Here is a 16,647-nt window from a genome sequence, read left to right as displayed (position 1 = left end):
GGTTGCCCATGACCGCTCCCACCATTCGCGTCCAGTCCACTGACTTCGACCTGCAGGCCGAAATCTCAGCATTGACCGGCGGCCGCAAGAACGTCGGTGCCGTCGTCACCTTCACCGGCCTCTGTCGCGACGAACAGGGTGCATTGTCGGCACTCGAACTCGAACACTATCCAGGCATGGCCGAAGCGGAGATGTTTCGCATCGGGGAACTCGCGATCGAGCGCTTTTCGCTGCTCGGCCTCACCGCCATTCACCGCTTCGGCAAGATCATGCCCGGCGAAAACATCGTGCTGGTCATCGCCGCCGCCCCACACCGGCAGGCTGCCTTCGACGGCGCCAATTTCGTCATGGACTTTTTGAAGACCTCGGCCCCGTTCTGGAAGAAGGAACATACCGCCGACGGCACCCAAGGCGACTGGATCGCCGCCAAGGACGCGGACGACACCGCGCGGGACAAGTGGCGGTGATCTAAGGCACCACCCGCTCCCGCCGGCTCATCACCAAAACCAGGACCAGCATGGCGACAATCACCAGGTCGCGCCAGACGATCGGGCCGTAGCCGCTCCAGAGCGTCTCGGCAAAGCCGATGACGGCGGCGCCGGCGGCGGCACGCAGCGGGTTGGAATGGCCACCGGCCGCAGCGATCAGCACCACTTTCAGGCCGAACAACAGGCCGGCGCCAAAATCCATCGTGCCGTAGTGGGAGGTCGCGAGCACACCGCAGATCGAGGCATAGAGCGCCGCTGCCGCATAAGCCACGACGAAGACCCGTGCGGAATTGGCGCCGGACAGTTCCGCCGCCAGCGGATCGTCCGAGACTGCCCGCCACATACGGCCCCAATGGGTGCGCGCCAGCACCAGATAGCCCGCGCCGATAGCCGCCAGCATGATGGCAACGTTGGCGAGCTGGATCAACGTCAAGGTCACCGGAAAGCCGTCTGCATGCCAGAAGACGACCGCGTCGTTGAGGAAGGGCGGCAGCCAGAGCTCGCGGGTGTCGGCAGCGATACGGGCACCCTCCATCAGCACCATCAGCGCGCCGAGCGAGGCGACGATCACTGCATTCGGCGAGATTTTTGCAAGCGGGCGCATGACAATCTGCCCGATCGTCACCCCTGCCCCGATCCCACCGGCGATCCCCGCCGCAGCGCCCAAAGCCAGAGCCGCCGGCAGGACCAGCCACAGCCGGTTCCAGCTGAAATGGGCGAGGAGCAGATAGAGATGGCCGGAAAAGGCGAAGATCGCGCCATAGGTGATGTCGGCCCGTTTCGTCACGGCAAAGGCGATCGCATATCCGAAGGCGAGCGTCGCATAGAGCGCCGCCAGCGGAACCGCGTTCGCTAGTTGCTGCAAGAGATAGGCCATGGGCACTCCGATAGCGATAACGAATATAACTGGTCAATCCCATTTTACCAGTTATAATATCGCATGAGTTTCTCCTGGACCCCGCATCGTTTTGCCGGTGGCGCGCTGGCGCTGGATGTCGCCAACAGCGTCATCCTGCGCTTCGATCCCGAACGCAGCATCGACCGGTTCGCGGAACCGCCGCAGATGCATGCCTTTCCGAAAGCGGCCGAAAAATTCTCGGCCGAGCGGGCGCTGTTCGGCGATCTCGCGCCCGTTCAGGCCGAGAACCGCGCGCCGTTCATCGCGCTGCGCGAAGCGATAGACCGCTATTTTCGCGCCCGGGTGCTGGGCGACGACGCACAGACATTGCTTGCCGATTTCCTCGAAGCGACCGTGGCTATCCTTCGCCGTGCGGAGAGAAACTCATTGGAGGCGGCGACCGCCCATTCGGCGCTCCGGCTGCTTGCCGACGATGAACTGGCGCGGATGAAGATCTGCGGCAGTTGCGGCTGGCTGTTCATCGACCGAAGCCGTAACCGCAGCCGCACCTGGTGCGACATGGCGGTCTGCGGCAACCGCGTCAAAGCCAGCCGCCATTATCATCGCCGGAAGAAGGAGGCCGTGTCATGATGCGCCGGCTTATGGTTTTCAGCCTTGTAGTGCTTACCCTTTCCGCATGCCAGCGGGAAACCGAAAAGCTGGTGGAGGTGAGCGGGCATATTTTCGTGTTCAACTACCGGGTCGCCAGCGCCACCTATCTCGTGACGCTCAACAAGACCGGGCCGATACCGGACGGAACCGTGGCGATCGCCAAATTCGACAACCCCGCCGGCGGCGATCCGATCGTCATCAACGAAAAGATCTTCCCCGCATGGAACAAGATTACCCTGCAGAGCCCCAATGTCCGCTGCGTGCGCAAGGACAAGCCTTATTCCGTGGATATCAGGCTGGTGGATGCGGGCGGCCGGACATTGCAGGAATTGAAGACCCAGCTCGTCTCGGACGTCGACCAGTCGGTGCTTCCCAGCAAGCCGCTGGTGCTCGGCGCCGGCTACGAGCGGAACCCGGAAGTCTTCAAGCCAGACGGGACGGTGGACTACGGGCGGGACGACGACTGCCCGGCATGAACGGCAGCTCACGCCTGCTGCACGAGGCCGGCCCATAAAAAAACCGGAGCCAGGGCCCCGGTTTTGATGATTCCGATCAGAAGCTTGAGGCTCCTGACCTCAGATTTCAAATCAGCCGACAATCTCGGTTTCGGAGAACCAGTAGGCGATTTCCTGGGCGGCGGTTTCCGGAGCGTCGGAACCGTGAACCGAGTTCTCGCCGATCGACAGCGCGAAGGTCTTGCGGATGGTGCCTTCGTCAGCGTTGGCCGGGTTGGTGGCGCCCATGATCTCGCGGTTCTTGAGGATGGCGTTTTCGCCTTCCAGAACCTGAACGATGGTCGGGCCGGAGGTCATGCCTTCGACCAGTTCGCCGAAGAACGGGCGTTCCTTGTGAACGGCGTAGAAGCCTTCGGCTTCGCGCTTGCTCATCCACACGCGCTTGGAAGCGATGACGCGCAGGCCATTGTCTTCAAACACCTTGGTGATGGCGCCAGTGAGGTTGCGCTTGGTGGCATCCGGCTTGATCATCGAAAACGTGCGTTCAATCGCCATCGTTCTATCCTTCGTTTCCTGTGGCCCCGTGATTAAGGGGGAAAGTGGGCGGTCTTTACCCGCCCCTTTCACTGGAAACAAGGGGGTTCGGGCAATTTCACGCCGCTGTCACACTGCGCCCGACGCCATTATGCAGGTCGAGGCAGCGTTCGAACCACAACCCGACCGGGTCGTTGTCGGAAAACACCTTGGCCCCGGCGGTGACGCGCATCCATTGCAGCGCCCCGAACAGGATGTAGTCGACGAAAAGCGGGCCGTCGCCGCCGATGAAGTCATGATATTTCAGGGCGTGGCGGATCGGCTCCAGTTTTGGTGCGAAACCGTCGATCTCGGCTTGGCGGCTCGCTTCCATCTCCTCCAGCGTCCTGCCGAGCCGGGCCTCGCGGCTGGTGCGGAAATAGACCTGATCGGTCTCTCCGAGCATGTCATGAATGTTCTTGACCGCGATCTTGGTGATCGCCGTGTGCACCACCATCTGGGAAAAACCCTCGACGAAACGGGCAAGCGCCTTACCGGCCGGGCCGCCGAACAGCGTCGGCCGGTCCGGATAGGTCTCCTCCAGATAAAGCGCGATCTCGAAACTGTCGCGGATCAGCTCATTGCCGTCCCTCAGGATCGGCACCGTCTTCGAAAACCCGCCTTCGAGGCTGGGTATTTCGGTAAACGGCGTCGGCTTCTCGATGAAATCGAGGCCCTTGTGGGCGAGTGCCTGCACGACTTTCCAGCAATGCGGCGAAAACGGGCGGCTCTCGTCGGCGCCGCAGAGCGAATAGAGAATACGGGTCACGGCAGGCTCCTGATCTGGACATTCGGCTGGCGATATTGAAAGCAAATTGCTTTTTGAATCCAATCAGGAAATTTCATGGATCGCATTCGATCGACCGTTTCGACGGTCCCTTAACCGTAACTCCCGACGATCCGGCCCTTTTTAGCAAATGTTAAAACCGGTCCCGCATGGCTTGTTGCACTATCGAACAACTGTGGGGACGAGAGATGGCGGCCGAAGCGAGCAGAACGGTACAGGATCGCAGCCTGCAGGCTGTCGTCCAACTGATGGCGAAGCTGGACGTGAGCGGCCTGCCGCGCAATTACGAGCTCTTCCACGAGGCGCTGCTGGGCGGCGACCCCGCCCTTTCGCGCGAAGTGCTGGCGCTCACTGCCGGTCCTTCGCAGACGGTGCTCGACGAGATGGGGCTGCGTCATCAGCTCCCGGCCTTCGTGGCGCTCATGCCTGTCAGGGGGCGCGATCAGGAAATAAAGCTGCTGCTGGAACTTCGGGACAAGATGGCAAGCGGCGTTGCCCAGAAAAAGGGTTTCAGCCGGGTGCTGGAAACTGTAGCCCGCAGCCTGCGTCAGGACAGCACCGCGGGACCTGAGGATATTCTGGCCGAAATCGAATATCTGAGTGTCTCGCTCTCCGACGCCGTGGTCGCCGAAACCGAACTGGAAGCCATTCTTCGCTCCGGTGCCGATCGTCTCGTCAAGGCCGAACGCGAAGCGTCGGTTGCCCGCTCGGTGACCCTGCGCGACCGGCTGACCTCGCTGCCGAATCATGCGGCGCTTGCCGAACGGCTGGAGGCACTCTACGGTGTCGATGCCGACAGCCGCGATACCGCCCTCTTCATGGTGACGATTACCGACCTGCCGCATTTCGCCCGTACCTACGGCGATCCCGCCGTCAACCGGATCGTCAAGAAGGCCGCCTCGATCTTCCGCAAGGCGATCAAGAAGAACGATTTCCTGGCGCGCATCGGCAAGGGCGATTTCGCCTTCGTCTTTCGCGACGTCGGCCGCGACAGCGTGCAGCCGATCGCCGAACGGCTGATCGCCTCGATCACCGACAATCTCGTCTTTGCCGCCTCCGACGGCACAAGCGGCATCGGCCTGTCGGTCGGCGCAGCACTCACCGCAGACGCCTTCTCCCCACAGGAACTCCGCCTGCAGGCCGGCACGGCGCTTGAAACCGCCAAGGCCAATCCGCGCCTGATCGTCGCGGTTCACGGCGGCGGGCAGAAACGGACGTCCTAAGGGCGCATAGGGTTGTCGAACCAGAAGGCCGCGGTTGCCCGCGGCCTTCCATTTTGGCGAACGGTTGCCGGTTGGGGTAACCTCCGACAGCCGGCCCTCTTACCCCAGGCGGGGCCGCGGAATTATGCCGTCACGAACTGGTTCTGCTGCGTGAACCGAACGGAGACGTCGGTGACACCGGCAAAGCTCACCTCGAAGGCCGCCGAAGACGTGGCGGTGTCGATCACCTGTCCTTGGACGAAAGAGCCGGCGAGAATGTAATATTTCGGCTTCGGCGTGAATTGGTACAAGAGGCCGGGCTCGAGCTGGACGGCGATCGTCGGCTTGCCGGCCATGGCGATGCCGACATTCAGATAGACGCTCTTGCTGGCCTGCACCAGCACGGTCGGGATGGTGGCGTCGGCCTTGGCGAGGATGAGGCCTTTCGTAGAGTTGGACGGCCCCTCCGGAAAACCGGGGGCGCCATAGGGAAATGGCCCCTGATAGGTCACCGGCACCTGGTTCTGGCTGTCGATCATGACGCCGACCGAGCTCGCCGTCTGGAAGGAACGCGGCGAGCCGGGCGAGCCCTGCTGCTGGATGTAGCCAACCGTCACGGAATAGTCGATCGTCCAGTTGAAGGACGACGTGCTCGGCTGATCGGGGCTGCCAGAAGCGGCGCCGCCGACCATCCAGGCCAGCGACAGCGGGTCGACCGACGGTCCGATGACCTGAGGAATCGTCTGGAACAGGGCGAACTGCTGCCATTTCGCATTCTCGTTGAGAACCGTGAGGCTGTAGGGCTGGCCTGCCGCCTGTCCTTTGAAGGTCTTGATCGCGTTCTCGCCCATATAAATGGTCATAATACCTCTCCTCTTTCTGGTTGCCGCGACCACACCACGCGGTGACGGCGTCTGTGCTTCCGGCACCGGCTTCCGCGGAGCATCATTTGCACCAACACAACCTAGGATATTTAAATCTGAAAATATGTCACACAGGTAACAACCCTGATTTGCATTTTTGCTAAATATCAACCCTACAGACGGCAGCCATGTTTCCGATTTCAGGGTGGTCACGAGCAGATGAAAACGATGAAGAATCCCGCAATTTTCAACGAGATAAGGAAAATGGAATTATTCAGCGCCGCAGATGACGCCGTTATTTCCATGTTTGCAAAAAAGGTAAATATAAATACATACAACGATCAACAAACTCTCTTTTTAAGCGGCGATCCTTGCGATACACTTTATATTATACTCTCTGGAGGCATCTATCTTTATTTTATATCGGAGGAAGGCAATGAGGTGATTTTCTCCGACCTTCAACCGGGAGACGCAGTCGGCGAGATCGAGTTCGCTCTGAACTACCGGCATTCCTCGAACGCGGCGATCTGCGGAACGACGCGGTTGCTCGAAATCGACCGGAAGACCTTCAACGAACTCTCCACGATCCCGCAGGTGTCTTCATACCTGATGCGGACGATCGCCCGAAAGCTCCACCGCACCATCATGTTCGCAGAAGGGATGGCGCTTTACCCGCTGGAGACTCGCCTTGCGCGTCTCCTGCTCAATCTCGGCGCCTCGCACGGACGGTCGACCAGCGACGGAATCCTCATCGAAAAACCGATATCCCAGAGCCGCATGGGCCAGCTCATCAATGCCAGCCGGCCACGCATCAATGCGCAGCTCCAGGCCTGGAAGAGCGAGCGGCTGATCGGCGTGCGGCAGCACCGCATCGTCATTTTCAACAAGAGATCGCTGCAGATCATCTCGCGCCATTCAGACCCGGCGGCCTGAACGACGCGGATGCCGGCGAGCGTCAAGTCGATGCGGCGATGCGCGATGCCGCCGGCCCGTATGCTGCCATTCATGGGCAACCGTTCTTGACGATCGCAATCAGATCAGCGGTATCCTGGGTGAAACTCGGCCCGTAGACGCCGTCGAGCGCGCCGCTGGAGACAACGCTGACCGCCTTATGGACGTTGTTGGCGGTCACGAACCACGCCCCGCCGCTTGCGCCACCGCCATACATGGGATGTGGGCGAGCGTCATAGGCGGTGCCGGCCTGTACCACGATACGGGCGATTTCCCGGTACATATATTCGCCGCCGTCCAATCTCGCCGGGTAACCGGTGATCGTCACGTTATCATCGACATGAGCTCCATCGATGCCGAGTTCATATTTACCGACTGCGGATGCCACAGTGGTGCGCATCACCGAATAATCGAACTGTGATCGCGCGAGGCTCGGATTGTTGTCCGCGACCTCGGTCCAGCGCAACAGCACCGCCGCCTTGTCCATGCGGTAGAGCGTCCCGCCGCCGTTGGAATATCCCTGATAGAAGCGGATGTTGCTCGCCGCCATGTCGCCCTTCCAGAGACTATGGGCGGCGCCGATGACGATATTCGCATCCGCGACAAATTGGGCACTAGCGGTATAATCATGCCCGCCCCGTGTATAGAGCAGCTGCCCCCCGAACTTGTAGGGCGCGTCACCGATCGGCGCCCGCTCCGCATCGGATGGGAGGATATCTTCGCGGCCCTTTGAAAACCCGTCTGTGGGCAACGTCCGGATCGTCTCGCCGTCAGGGATTGCCGCGGCAATCCGTTCCGCAGTCCAGTAATCCGCGGCAGCGTTTGCCGAGGCCACGCCGTCAGGGCTCCAGCAGGTAAACTCCACCGCCCCGGCGCTGAGCGGCGTCATCAGTGCGGATGCCGACAGCAGTATCGACCACGTCAATCTTGTTACTCTCATGACATTCGCTCTCCCGATCGAAGTTCGGTCGCACCATCGCGGCCCACGGCGGCGCCGCCTCAATCATCTACCAGAGCGTGCAATCTTCTTCTGTTTCCCTCGGCACAGCGAAATACCGGCCCATCGGTGCCCTTGCCAACAAACAGGGTTTCGGCCAAAACCCCCGCCATGATCACGATTACCGAGCTTTCCGCCCGCATCGCCGGGCGCCTCCTCCTCGACAATGCCAGCGTGACGCTTCCGGCGGGCACCAAGGCCGGGCTCGTCGGCCGCAACGGCGCCGGCAAATCCACGCTGTTCAAGGTCATCACCGGTGAGCTGGGCTCGGAAACCGGTTCGGTCTCCTATCCAAAGAGCGCCCGGCTTGGCCAGGTGGCGCAGGAAGCGCCCGGCACGGAGGATTCGCTGATCGAAATCGTGCTTTCCGCCGACAAGGAGCGCGCAGCACTTCTGGCTGAAGCGGAAACCGCCACCGATCCGCATCGCATCGCCGATATCCAGATGCGGCTCGTCGACATCGACGCGCACTCGGCCGAGGCGCGTGCCGCCAGCATTCTCGCCGGTCTCGGTTTCTCCCAGGACGCTCAGTCGCGTCCCGCTTCGTCGTTTTCGGGCGGCTGGCGGATGCGCGTGGCGCTCGCCTCCGTCCTGTTTGCCGAGCCCGATCTGCTGCTGCTCGACGAACCGACCAACTATCTCGATCTCGAGGGCACGTTATGGCTGGAGGACTATATCCGGCGTTATCCGCACACAGTCATCATCATCAGCCATGACCGCGACCTCCTGAACAACGCGGTCAACGCCATCGTGCATCTCGATCAGAAGAAGCTGACCTTCTACCGCGGCGGCTACGACCAGTTCGAGCGGCAGAAGGCCGAGGCCGACGAATTGCAGACCAAGGCAAAGGCCAAGAACGAGGCTGCCCGCAAGCACCTGCAGAGCTTCATCGACCGCTTCAAGGCCAAGGCCACCAAGGCCCGGCAGGCGCAGAGCCGCGTCAAGGCGCTGGAGCGCATGGGGACAGTCGCCGCGGTGATCGAAGATCATGTGCAGCCAATCACCTTTCCCGAGCCGGAAAAACAGCCCGCCTCGCCGATCGTTGCGATCCAGAACGGCGCTGTAGGCTATGAACCGGGCAAGCCGATCCTCAAGAACATTACGCTGCGCATCGACAATGACGACCGCATCGCCCTGCTCGGTTCGAACGGCAACGGCAAGTCGACCTTCGCCAAGTTCATCGCCAGCCGCCTCAAGGCGGAAAGCGGCGATATCCGCCTGGCGCCGAACCTGAAGATCGGTTTCTTCGCCCAGCATCAGCTCGACGATCTCGTGCCGGCGGATTCGCCCGTTGCCCATGTGCGCCGGCTGATGCCGGATGCGCCCGAGGCCAAGGTTCGCGCCCGCGTGGCGCAGATGGGGCTTGCGACCGAAAAGATGGCAACGGCCGCCAAAGACCTGTCCGGCGGCGAAAAGGCGCGCCTGCTGATGGGCCTTGCCGCCTTCCACGCGCCGAACCTGCTGATCCTCGACGAACCGACCAACCATCTCGACATCGACAGCCGCCGGGCGCTGATCGAGGCGCTCAACGACTACGAAGGCGCCGTCATCCTGATCAGCCACGATCGCCACCTGATCGAGGCCACCGTCGACCGGCTATGGCTGGTCAACAACGGCACGGTGTCAAATTTCGAAGGCGACCTGGAGGAATATCGCAACCTGATCGTCAGTTCCGGTAAAAAAAAAGAAGAAAAAATTGAACTGACCGACGATCTCTCCTCGAAGGCGGACCAGCGCAAGGCGAATGCAGAAAAACGCGCCTCGCTGGCACCGCTCAAGAAAAAGATCAATGAAATCGAGGCCGTGACAGCCAAGCTCGAGAAATTGATCAAGGTTCTTGATAAAGAGCTTGCGGATCCCGCGCTCTATGAAAAAGCTCCCGCGAAGGCAGCCCAGAAGGCCAAGGAACGCGGCGAAGCGGCCGCCAAACTCTCCGCCGCCGAAGAGGAATGGCTGATGCTGTCGTCGGAATACGAAGAGGCGATGGCGAGCTGACCTTGCTCCTCTTGTGAATATTGCCTTCTGTCGTATTGATGAACGCGCGGGCCAACACGCCGATTAGGTCGAAAGAGCCTGAACGCTGTGGCCCCTTCAACGCGATTAATCCTTAAATTAGGAATGCATTATAATATGGTTTGATTGCTCACAGGGATGATCTTCAGACCTTATGTCGAATTCGCGGCGGCTTCTCGCTCTTTCTGGCCTGCTCGCGGATCGCCGCGGCAATATTGCCATCATGTTCTCATTGCTGCTCGTGCCGCTGATCACCGCCGTCGGTGCCAGCCTCGACTATGTGCAGGCCTATAACGCCCGCTCCAAAATGCAGGCCGATCTGGACTCCGCTTTGCTCGGCGCAGTGAAAAGCGTGGGAACGCTGGACAACGCGGCACTCAAGACGCGTATCCAGGAATGGTTCGCTGCCCAGACCGATCTCGGAAGCGGCGGCTACACGCTCGAAGACGTCGATATCGACACATCGAACCGTAGGATCACTGCGACAGCCCACGCGACGGTCAGCACGACGCTGCTCAGGATTGCCGGCATAAATGAAGTCGTCGTCGGCGCGTCGTCGTCGGTCGAAGGTCCGGGCCGCGCCTATCTCGATGTCTATATCATACTCGACAAATCAGCTTCGATGCTGCTGGCGGCAACGAGCACCGGTCAGTCCAGCCTGATGGCGTCTTCGGCGGCCTGCGCCTTTGCGTGCCACACGCCGGAAGGCTCGACCTTCACCTACAAGAGCAAGACCTACAGCAATGTCTACGACCTTTCGGTCGCGATGAACATCAAGCTGCGGGCCGATGTCTCGGTGGACGCCGCGCGAGAAGTGCTGGACCTCGTCGACACGGCAGACGCCGCCCATGAGCGCATCAGGGTAGGCCTCTATACTCTTGGCAAAACCACGACCCAGGTGTTGTCACCCACCTTCTCGACCGCCGCGGCCCGGACGAAGTTGAACGATAAAACCAGCGGCATGACGAGTGCGAGCTCGGAAGACGCGACCTATTTCGACTTTTCCCTGACGGCCCTAAAGCCCATGATCGGCACCGCCGGAGACGGGACCACCAAGGATGCTCCGCTGAAACTCGTGTTGCTACTGACGGACGGTGTCCAGTCCGAGCGCAACTGGGTGCTGCAAGACAATTCCGGGATCCGCTTTCCGACGGCAAAAAGCTCGCTGCAGACGGTCGTCACGCCGCTCAATTCCAAGTGGTGCAAGCCGGTGAAGGACATCAACGCCACGATCGGCGTCCTCTACACCGAATACCTGCCGATGACCTGGGATTGGGGTTACAACGCGACGCTCGGCAAGACGATGAGCAGCAGCGGCTTCAGCTCGATCTGGGGAGGCACGATCGCGTCCGGTAAGGGTAGCAATACCCGGACCGCCTATATCTCCAAGGCGCTCGAAGAATGCGCAACAAGCAGCGATCTGTTCCTGCAGGCGAGTTCGGCCGAGGATATCGCGGACGGCCTGTCCTCGCTCTTCAGGCAATACCTCTCCAAAGTCAGGCTGACAAACTAGATGGCGCGGATGCAACGTTTCAAAGCCCTCTTGAGGAACGAGCAGGGAGCCGCCGCGGTCGAGTTTGCGCTGCTGGTCTTGCCGTTCTTCATCTTCCTGTTTTGCATCCTCGACATGGCGCTCATGTTCTTCGTCGACAGTGCGCTCGATTCGGCCCTGCACACGGCCGCCCGTTCCGTCCGGGTCGGTAGCGCCCATTCGAACAACTGGAACCTCGCCACGTTCAAGAACAATGTCTGCGATGGCATGGCGTTCGCCTTTGGCTGCAAGGACGAGCTCCTCATCAGGACCACGGCCATGCCCGATTTCTCGTCGATGAGCTTCACGTCGCCCGTCAGCGGCGGCGTTCTATCCGTGACCGAGAGCTTTTCTCCGGCTGCGTCCGGAGATTACGTGATGATCCAGGCCTTCCTTCCCTGGAACAGCCTGCTGGCCACGGTCGGTGCAAATGTCAACACGCTCGCCGATGGCACCTATGTGCTCTCCGCCGCAGTGATTTTCAGAAACGAACCCTTTTGAGAAATCACTCGATGGCACAAAGGCATGATCCCGACCCAAGGAAGGCGAAACGGCGCAAAAGCAGCATGCGGGCCTTGCTCGCCGACCGCAAAGGTCAGTCCGCCATCGAATTCACCCTGCTTCTGCCCGTGATGGCCCTGCTGTTTGCCGGCACCGTCGATCTTGGAGAAGGCCTGATGGTGAAGCGGAAGATCAACCAGATCGCGGAAGTGGCAAGCGACATCGTCTCCCAGGAAACGAGCTGGAGCACCAGCGACCTCAATACCCTCCTCCAAGGGACCGCCTCCATTCTCATTCCCTTCGACAGCACCGCACTTGCAATCCAGGTGGCCATCATAGACTTCGACGCCGCCGGCAAGGCGAAGGTCAACTGGTCGAACGCCTATCAAACGAACGCGCAGGCATATGGGGACCCGCCGCCCTTCGAAATCCCCAGCGACCTGATTGAAAGCAACGTGCAGCTCGTCGCCGTGCAGGTGAATTATGCGATGACGACGCCCTTCACCTCGTTGTTTTCCAGCATCACCGGCTCCGGCAACTACAGCTTCGTCGGCAAGGCAATCTCGCGGCCGCGCGTCGGGGATAAAATCACGCGAAAGTAGGGCGTGCGGCAGAGATTGTTCCGGGTTGTGCTTTCAAAACGTCCGGCAGCTTCTCGGAGGCAGGGCGCCCGAGGGCAATCTCCGGCACACTCGAACCCGTCATCGCGAGGACTCCTTTCCTCATTCTCTACCGCATCCAGGCGGATAGGATCGAGATCCTGCGTATCTGGGACGGACGCTCGTTTCGCCAATTGAGCCCAACCGGCGACCCATCATAACCAGCCGTTAACCATAATCGGCGAATGTGACTTCACTTCAACTCCTTAGTCACTTTTTAGCCGAGTCGCTCCCATGTTTGTCCGCGTCCTTTGCGTCGCCGCTGCCGCCGCGTGCCTTCTTTCTTCCTGCGCCGGTCGCAGCCAAACCGAGAGCGGCTCGCTTGCCACCTCGTTTGCGCCCGCCAAGGCGATTTCCTCGGCCAACCCGGCCAGGAAGGCCGACGCGGATTCGCCGGTGGCGCTGACGCCCGTTGCCTGGGGGCGTTTCAACAATCCGGGCAGCCTTTCCGGCCGCACCCTCACCGTCTCGTCGCTTTCCGACATCAAGCTCGCCAACAAAGAGGTCGTGCTGACCTTCGACGACGGTCCGATGCCGAAGAAGACGGAGAAGATCCTCTCCATCCTCGACGAATACAACGTCAAGGCGACTTTCCTGATGGTCGGGCAGATGGCCAAGGCCCATCCGGAAATTGCCCGCAAGGTCGTCGATGCCGGGCACACGATCGGCAGCCATACCTATCGCCATGCCGACCTGCAGCACCTTTCCTTCGATGCGGCCATTGCCGAGATCGAAAAGGGGCGCGATGCGGTGATCAGCGTCACCCACGAGGATGCCGGCTTCTTCCGCTTCCCCTACCTTGCCGATACCGGGCGCCTGCGTCAGTGGGTGGCCTCGAACGGCATGGTCGTGCTGGACGTGCAGATCGACTCCAAGGATTATTTCGGCGTCTCTCCCGCCGCCGTCGCGACCCGGACGATGAATTCGCTGAGGGCAAACGGCAAGGGTATCATCCTGCTGCACGACATCCATGCCCGCACCGCCGCCATGCTGCCGGCGCTGCTGACGCAGTTGCAGGCGGAAGGCTACAAGGTGGTCAGGCTGCGCCACAGCAACTCATCGATGATGCTGGCTTCGCTCTTCGACTGAGAAGGGTCCACCCGAGGAGCTCGGGTCAGGCTTTCTTGACCCAGCGCCCCTCTTCCGATTGCTGCCAATAGGTCAGCGCATGCCCCTCGCCCTTCAGCTTCTTCCACTGGGCGCGGGCATTGTCGAGCTGGACGGCATCGTAGCCGTCGAACATGAAGACGATCCGGTCATAGTCTGCGATCGGTGGCGGCTCGGCACCATCCACCAGAAAGCGAACCGTCGCGCCGTTGCCGTTTTCGGCAGCGGATGTCAGAAGTACCGGCTGCGCCTCGGCCATCGGCGAGGCGTCGGTGCCATGCGGCAGAAAACTGTCCTCGCGAAAGGTCCAGAGATGCGCGTCGAGAAAATCCCGCCGCACATCGCCGCTCGTCTGCACCGCCACCTTCCAGCCGCGCTCGACGCTCTTTTCGAGCAGCGCCGGCAGCGCGTCCTCGAGCTTCGATTCGGTCAGATGATAGAAAAGAACCTCGGTCATTAGCTCTCGTAGTGCGCCCGCACGAGTTCGTCCAGCAGCCGGACGCCGTAGCCTGATCCCCACGATTGGTTGATCTCGCTCGACGGCGAGTTCATCGCGGTACCGGCGATGTCGAGATGTGCCCAGGGCGTTTCGCCCACGAAGCGTTTCAGGAGCTGCGCCGCCGTGATCGATCCTGCATAACGCCCGCCGGTATTCTTCATGTCGGCGAATTTCGAATCGATCAGCTTGTCGTATTCCTTGCCGAGCGGCATGCGCCACAGGCGCTCGCCGGTGACATCTCCCACACCGGTCAATTGGCCGGCCAGCGTGTCGTCGTTGGAGAACAGGCCTGCCTGCAGATTGCCGAGCGCCACGAGGATCGCGCCGGTCAGGGTGGCGAGATTGATCATGAACCTCGGCTTGAAACGGTCGTTGCAATAGTGAAGCGCATCGGCAAGCACCAGCCGGCCTTCCGCATCGGTGTTGATGATCTCGATCGTCTGGCCGGACATGGTGGTGACGATGTCGCCCGGTCGCTGGGCGTTGCCGTCAGGCATGTTCTCGACAAGGCCAAGAATGCCGATCGCGTTGACTTTGGCCTTGCGGGCGCCAAGCGTATGCATGAGGCCGATCACGGCTGCGGCGCCGCCCATGTCGCCCTTCATGTCCTCCATGCCGGCACCCGGCTTGATGGAGATGCCGCCGGTATCGAAAACGACGCCCTTGCCGATGAAGGCGACCGGCGCATCCTTCGGCTTGCCGCCCTTCCATTGCATGACGGCGAGCCGCGGCGGCCGCACCGAACCCTGCGCGACGCCGAGAAGCGCACCCATGCCGAGTTTCTTCATCTCCTTTTCGGTGAGGATTTCCACCTCCACGCCGAGTTTTTCGAGCTCCTTCGCCCTGTCTGCAAATTCGACCGGCCCGAGCACGTTCGGCGGCAGGTTGACCAGTTCGCGGGCCAGCAGCACGCCGCCGGCGATCGCTTCGGATTCGGCAAACGCCTTCTTGGCGGCGGCATGCGCGGCGGTGACGATCGTCACCTTGACGGTCTTCGGCGCCTTGTCGTCGTCTTCGCCCTTCTTGGTCTTGTAGGTGTCGAAGCTGTAGGCGCGCAGCAGCATGCCGAGCGCGAATCCGGCCAGTTCGGCAGCACCAACGGCAATGCCCGGCACGTCGGCAAAGATTGCAACCTTGGTCATCGACTTGACGGTGGAAGCCGCGACGCCGCCCGCCTTCAGCCAGTCGTAGGCGGTCAGCGTCTCGGCCTTGCCGAGACCCAATACGACCAGCCGATCAGCCGGCGACCCCTGCGGCGCGATGAGGTCCAGCGTCGACATCGGCTTGCCGGAAAACTTCGCGATCTCGGCCGCCCGGGTCACGATGCCGGCAGGATCGGCATCGGCGGCACCCGCCGCTGGCCCTTCGCCGGCAAGCTTGAACTGGATGGCAAGGCCGCCGTCGATCTTGGCGGACTTGGCGAAGGAGATATCGAATTTCACGGACATTGCGACTCCAGGAGGCTTTCGAAAGAACGCGGCGATCATCGCCGTTTCGGCCGCGAGCGCAAGGGCGAGATATCGCTACCGTCTCAGCCCGGAGGCAGGCTCGCTCTCCGACGCGTCAAAAAGCCCGATTTCGCAAGCGGACATTCCCTTCTATCGGTCCGCCACCCTTTCTATCGGTCGCCGGCCCTGTTCAAATCCAGCGCATCTTGCTCTAGGGTCGCGCCGCCCGACGACCAATGGATAAGTTCGCATGACCTCGCCCTCCCAAACCACCCCCGAATGGCTCGCCGCCATGCGGCGATTCCTTGCCACGCCGAGGGGATGGTTCATCGTGCTGATGGCGCTCTGGTGGGTGCTGCTTGCAGTCTTCTATCTGGTGCCACAGATAGATCTTGCGGTGGCGCGCGCCTTCTTCGAACAAGCCGCCTGCGGCGAGGCTATCGAACGTGGCCGCGTCTGCGGCAGTTTCCCCTATGGCGCCGAAACGCTCTTCATACTGATCCGGCGCATTCTCTTCTACCTGCCGGCGCTGGTCGCGATCTGTATCCTCTACCGGCTGATCGCCAACCTGCAGCACCATGGCACGACCTACAGCCCGCGCAAGACGCGGAATTATTCCATCGCCCTGATTTCCTTCCTGATCGGCCCTTACGTGCTGGTCAACCTGATCCTGAAGCAGGTCTCCAACCGTCCCCGCCCCTACGAGACCGACTTTTTCGGCGGCAGGGACGTGTTCACACCGGCCGGTGATTTCGGCGGCGCTTGCGTCGGCAACTGTTCCTTCATCTCGGGCGAGGCGGCCGGCGCCGGATGGCTGGCCTGCCTCATCGTTTTGCTGCCGAAACCGCTGCGTCCGGTGCTCGGTCCGCCGCTGATCGCCATCTCGCTGATCTCGCCGGCGCTGAGGACCTCCTTCGGGGGCCACTACTTTTCTGACGTGACGCTCGGCTGGCTGTCGTCGCTGGTGGTCTATGCGGGGGTGGCTGCGTGTTTCGAAATGTCACAGCGAGCAAGAAAACGGAATTCGCAAACAAATTTGTGACGCGACCCCTGTCGCAATGCT

18 protein-coding genes are annotated in these 16,647 nt (G+C 61.2%); 11 read left to right on the top strand and 7 right to left on the bottom strand.

What is annotated here, in order from left to right:
- The first annotated feature begins 8 nt into the window (after positions 1–8).
- Positions 9–467 carry a molybdenum cofactor biosynthesis protein MoaE gene (locus RG540_RS05315; RefSeq protein WP_038585427.1) on the top strand — a complete coding sequence of 153 codons (459 nt, stop codon included), beginning with the start codon at positions 9–11 and terminating at the stop codon, positions 465–467.
- Between the two features lies 1 nt (position 468).
- Here RG540_RS05315 and RG540_RS05310 read toward each other — a convergent pair whose 3' ends face one another.
- Positions 469–1,365 (bottom strand): branched-chain amino acid ABC transporter permease, encoded by an 897-nt coding sequence (locus tag RG540_RS05310; RefSeq protein WP_038585424.1) that lies wholly within the window; start codon positions 1,363–1,365, stop codon positions 469–471.
- Between the two features lie 63 nt (positions 1,366–1,428).
- Here RG540_RS05310 and RG540_RS05305 point away from each other — a divergent pair, with 63 nt between their 5' ends.
- Complete coding sequence (locus RG540_RS05305; protein ID WP_038585421.1) at positions 1,429–1,977, top strand: CGNR zinc finger domain-containing protein; 549 nt, start codon at positions 1,429–1,431, stop codon at positions 1,975–1,977.
- Positions 1,974–2,474 carry a hypothetical protein gene (locus RG540_RS05300; protein ID WP_038585418.1) on the top strand — a complete coding sequence of 167 codons (501 nt, stop codon included), beginning with the start codon at positions 1,974–1,976 and terminating at the stop codon, positions 2,472–2,474. Before RG540_RS05305 ends, RG540_RS05300 begins: the two co-directional genes overlap by 4 nt.
- Before the next feature lie 111 nt (positions 2,475–2,585).
- Here the strand turns inward: RG540_RS05300 and ndk are convergent, their stop codons facing one another.
- Positions 2,586–3,008, bottom strand: coding sequence for a nucleoside-diphosphate kinase (ndk, locus tag RG540_RS05295; RefSeq protein WP_007769585.1), 423 nt, complete (start codon positions 3,006–3,008; stop codon positions 2,586–2,588).
- Between the two features lie 97 nt (positions 3,009–3,105).
- Positions 3,106–3,795 (bottom strand): glutathione S-transferase family protein, encoded by a 690-nt coding sequence (locus tag RG540_RS05290; protein WP_038585415.1) that lies wholly within the window; start codon positions 3,793–3,795, stop codon positions 3,106–3,108.
- A gap of 206 nt (positions 3,796–4,001) precedes the next feature.
- Between RG540_RS05290 and RG540_RS05285 the strand changes: the two genes are divergently transcribed.
- Positions 4,002–5,036: a GGDEF domain-containing protein gene (locus tag RG540_RS05285; protein WP_046600180.1), complete on the top strand. Its 1,035-nt coding sequence runs from the start codon at positions 4,002–4,004 to the stop codon at positions 5,034–5,036.
- Positions 5,037–5,158: 122 nt separating this feature from the next.
- Here RG540_RS05285 and RG540_RS05280 read toward each other — a convergent pair whose 3' ends face one another.
- The gene (locus tag RG540_RS05280) at positions 5,159–5,878 is read right to left on the bottom strand and encodes a hypothetical protein (protein WP_038585412.1); all 720 of its coding nucleotides are present in this window, start codon (positions 5,876–5,878) and stop codon (positions 5,159–5,161) included.
- 219 nt (positions 5,879–6,097) lie between these two features.
- Between RG540_RS05280 and RG540_RS05275 the strand changes: the two genes are divergently transcribed.
- Positions 6,098–6,811, top strand: a complete 714-nt coding sequence (locus tag RG540_RS05275; protein ID WP_080724886.1) for a Crp/Fnr family transcriptional regulator — start codon at positions 6,098–6,100, stop codon at positions 6,809–6,811.
- 70 nt (positions 6,812–6,881) lie between these two features.
- Here RG540_RS05275 and RG540_RS05270 read toward each other — a convergent pair whose 3' ends face one another.
- Positions 6,882–7,769, bottom strand: a complete 888-nt coding sequence (locus tag RG540_RS05270; protein ID WP_157884583.1) for a hypothetical protein — start codon at positions 7,767–7,769, stop codon at positions 6,882–6,884.
- A gap of 168 nt (positions 7,770–7,937) precedes the next feature.
- On the opposite strand from RG540_RS05270, the gene RG540_RS05265 reads away from it, so the two are divergent.
- From RG540_RS05265 to RG540_RS05245, 5 genes are all read left to right on the top strand, one after another.
- Positions 7,938–9,821 (top strand): ATP-binding cassette domain-containing protein, encoded by a 1,884-nt coding sequence (locus RG540_RS05265; protein WP_038585403.1) that lies wholly within the window; start codon positions 7,938–7,940, stop codon positions 9,819–9,821.
- A gap of 172 nt (positions 9,822–9,993) precedes the next feature.
- Positions 9,994–11,352 (top strand): TadE/TadG family type IV pilus assembly protein, encoded by a 1,359-nt coding sequence (locus RG540_RS05260; RefSeq protein ID WP_038585400.1) that lies wholly within the window; start codon positions 9,994–9,996, stop codon positions 11,350–11,352.
- 9 nt (positions 11,353–11,361) lie between these two features.
- A complete protein-coding gene (locus tag RG540_RS05255) occupies positions 11,362–11,871 on the top strand; it encodes a TadE/TadG family type IV pilus assembly protein (RefSeq protein ID WP_157884582.1) in 510 nt (169 codons plus the stop codon).
- 65 nt (positions 11,872–11,936) lie between these two features.
- Positions 11,937–12,473: a TadE/TadG family type IV pilus assembly protein gene (locus RG540_RS05250; protein ID WP_051909244.1), complete on the top strand. Its 537-nt coding sequence runs from the start codon at positions 11,937–11,939 to the stop codon at positions 12,471–12,473.
- 291 nt (positions 12,474–12,764) lie between these two features.
- The gene (locus RG540_RS05245) at positions 12,765–13,619 is read left to right on the top strand and encodes a polysaccharide deacetylase family protein (RefSeq protein WP_038585394.1); all 855 of its coding nucleotides are present in this window, start codon (positions 12,765–12,767) and stop codon (positions 13,617–13,619) included.
- A 25-nt stretch (positions 13,620–13,644) separates the two neighbouring features.
- Here RG540_RS05245 and RG540_RS05240 read toward each other — a convergent pair whose 3' ends face one another.
- Both RG540_RS05240 and RG540_RS05235 read right to left on the bottom strand, forming a co-directional pair.
- Entirely contained in the window at positions 13,645–14,094 is a 450-nt protein-coding gene (locus RG540_RS05240) for a DNA polymerase III subunit chi (protein ID WP_038541713.1), read from the bottom strand.
- The gene (locus RG540_RS05235) at positions 14,094–15,584 is read right to left on the bottom strand and encodes a leucyl aminopeptidase (protein ID WP_038585392.1); all 1,491 of its coding nucleotides are present in this window, start codon (positions 15,582–15,584) and stop codon (positions 14,094–14,096) included. Before RG540_RS05235 ends, RG540_RS05240 begins: the two co-directional genes overlap by 1 nt.
- 250 nt (positions 15,585–15,834) lie before the next feature.
- Between RG540_RS05235 and RG540_RS05230 the strand changes: the two genes are divergently transcribed.
- Positions 15,835–16,626: a phosphatase PAP2 family protein gene (locus tag RG540_RS05230; protein WP_038585389.1), complete on the top strand. Its 792-nt coding sequence runs from the start codon at positions 15,835–15,837 to the stop codon at positions 16,624–16,626.
- Positions 16,627–16,647 lie beyond the last annotated feature (21 nt).

It is taken from the genome of Neorhizobium galegae bv. orientalis str. HAMBI 540, from assembly GCF_000731315.1.
GTDB classification, from domain to species: domain Bacteria; phylum Pseudomonadota; class Alphaproteobacteria; order Rhizobiales; family Rhizobiaceae; genus Neorhizobium; species Neorhizobium galegae.
Note: the sequence above shows the minus strand (reverse complement) of the source record. Positions and strands in the feature narration are given on the sequence as shown.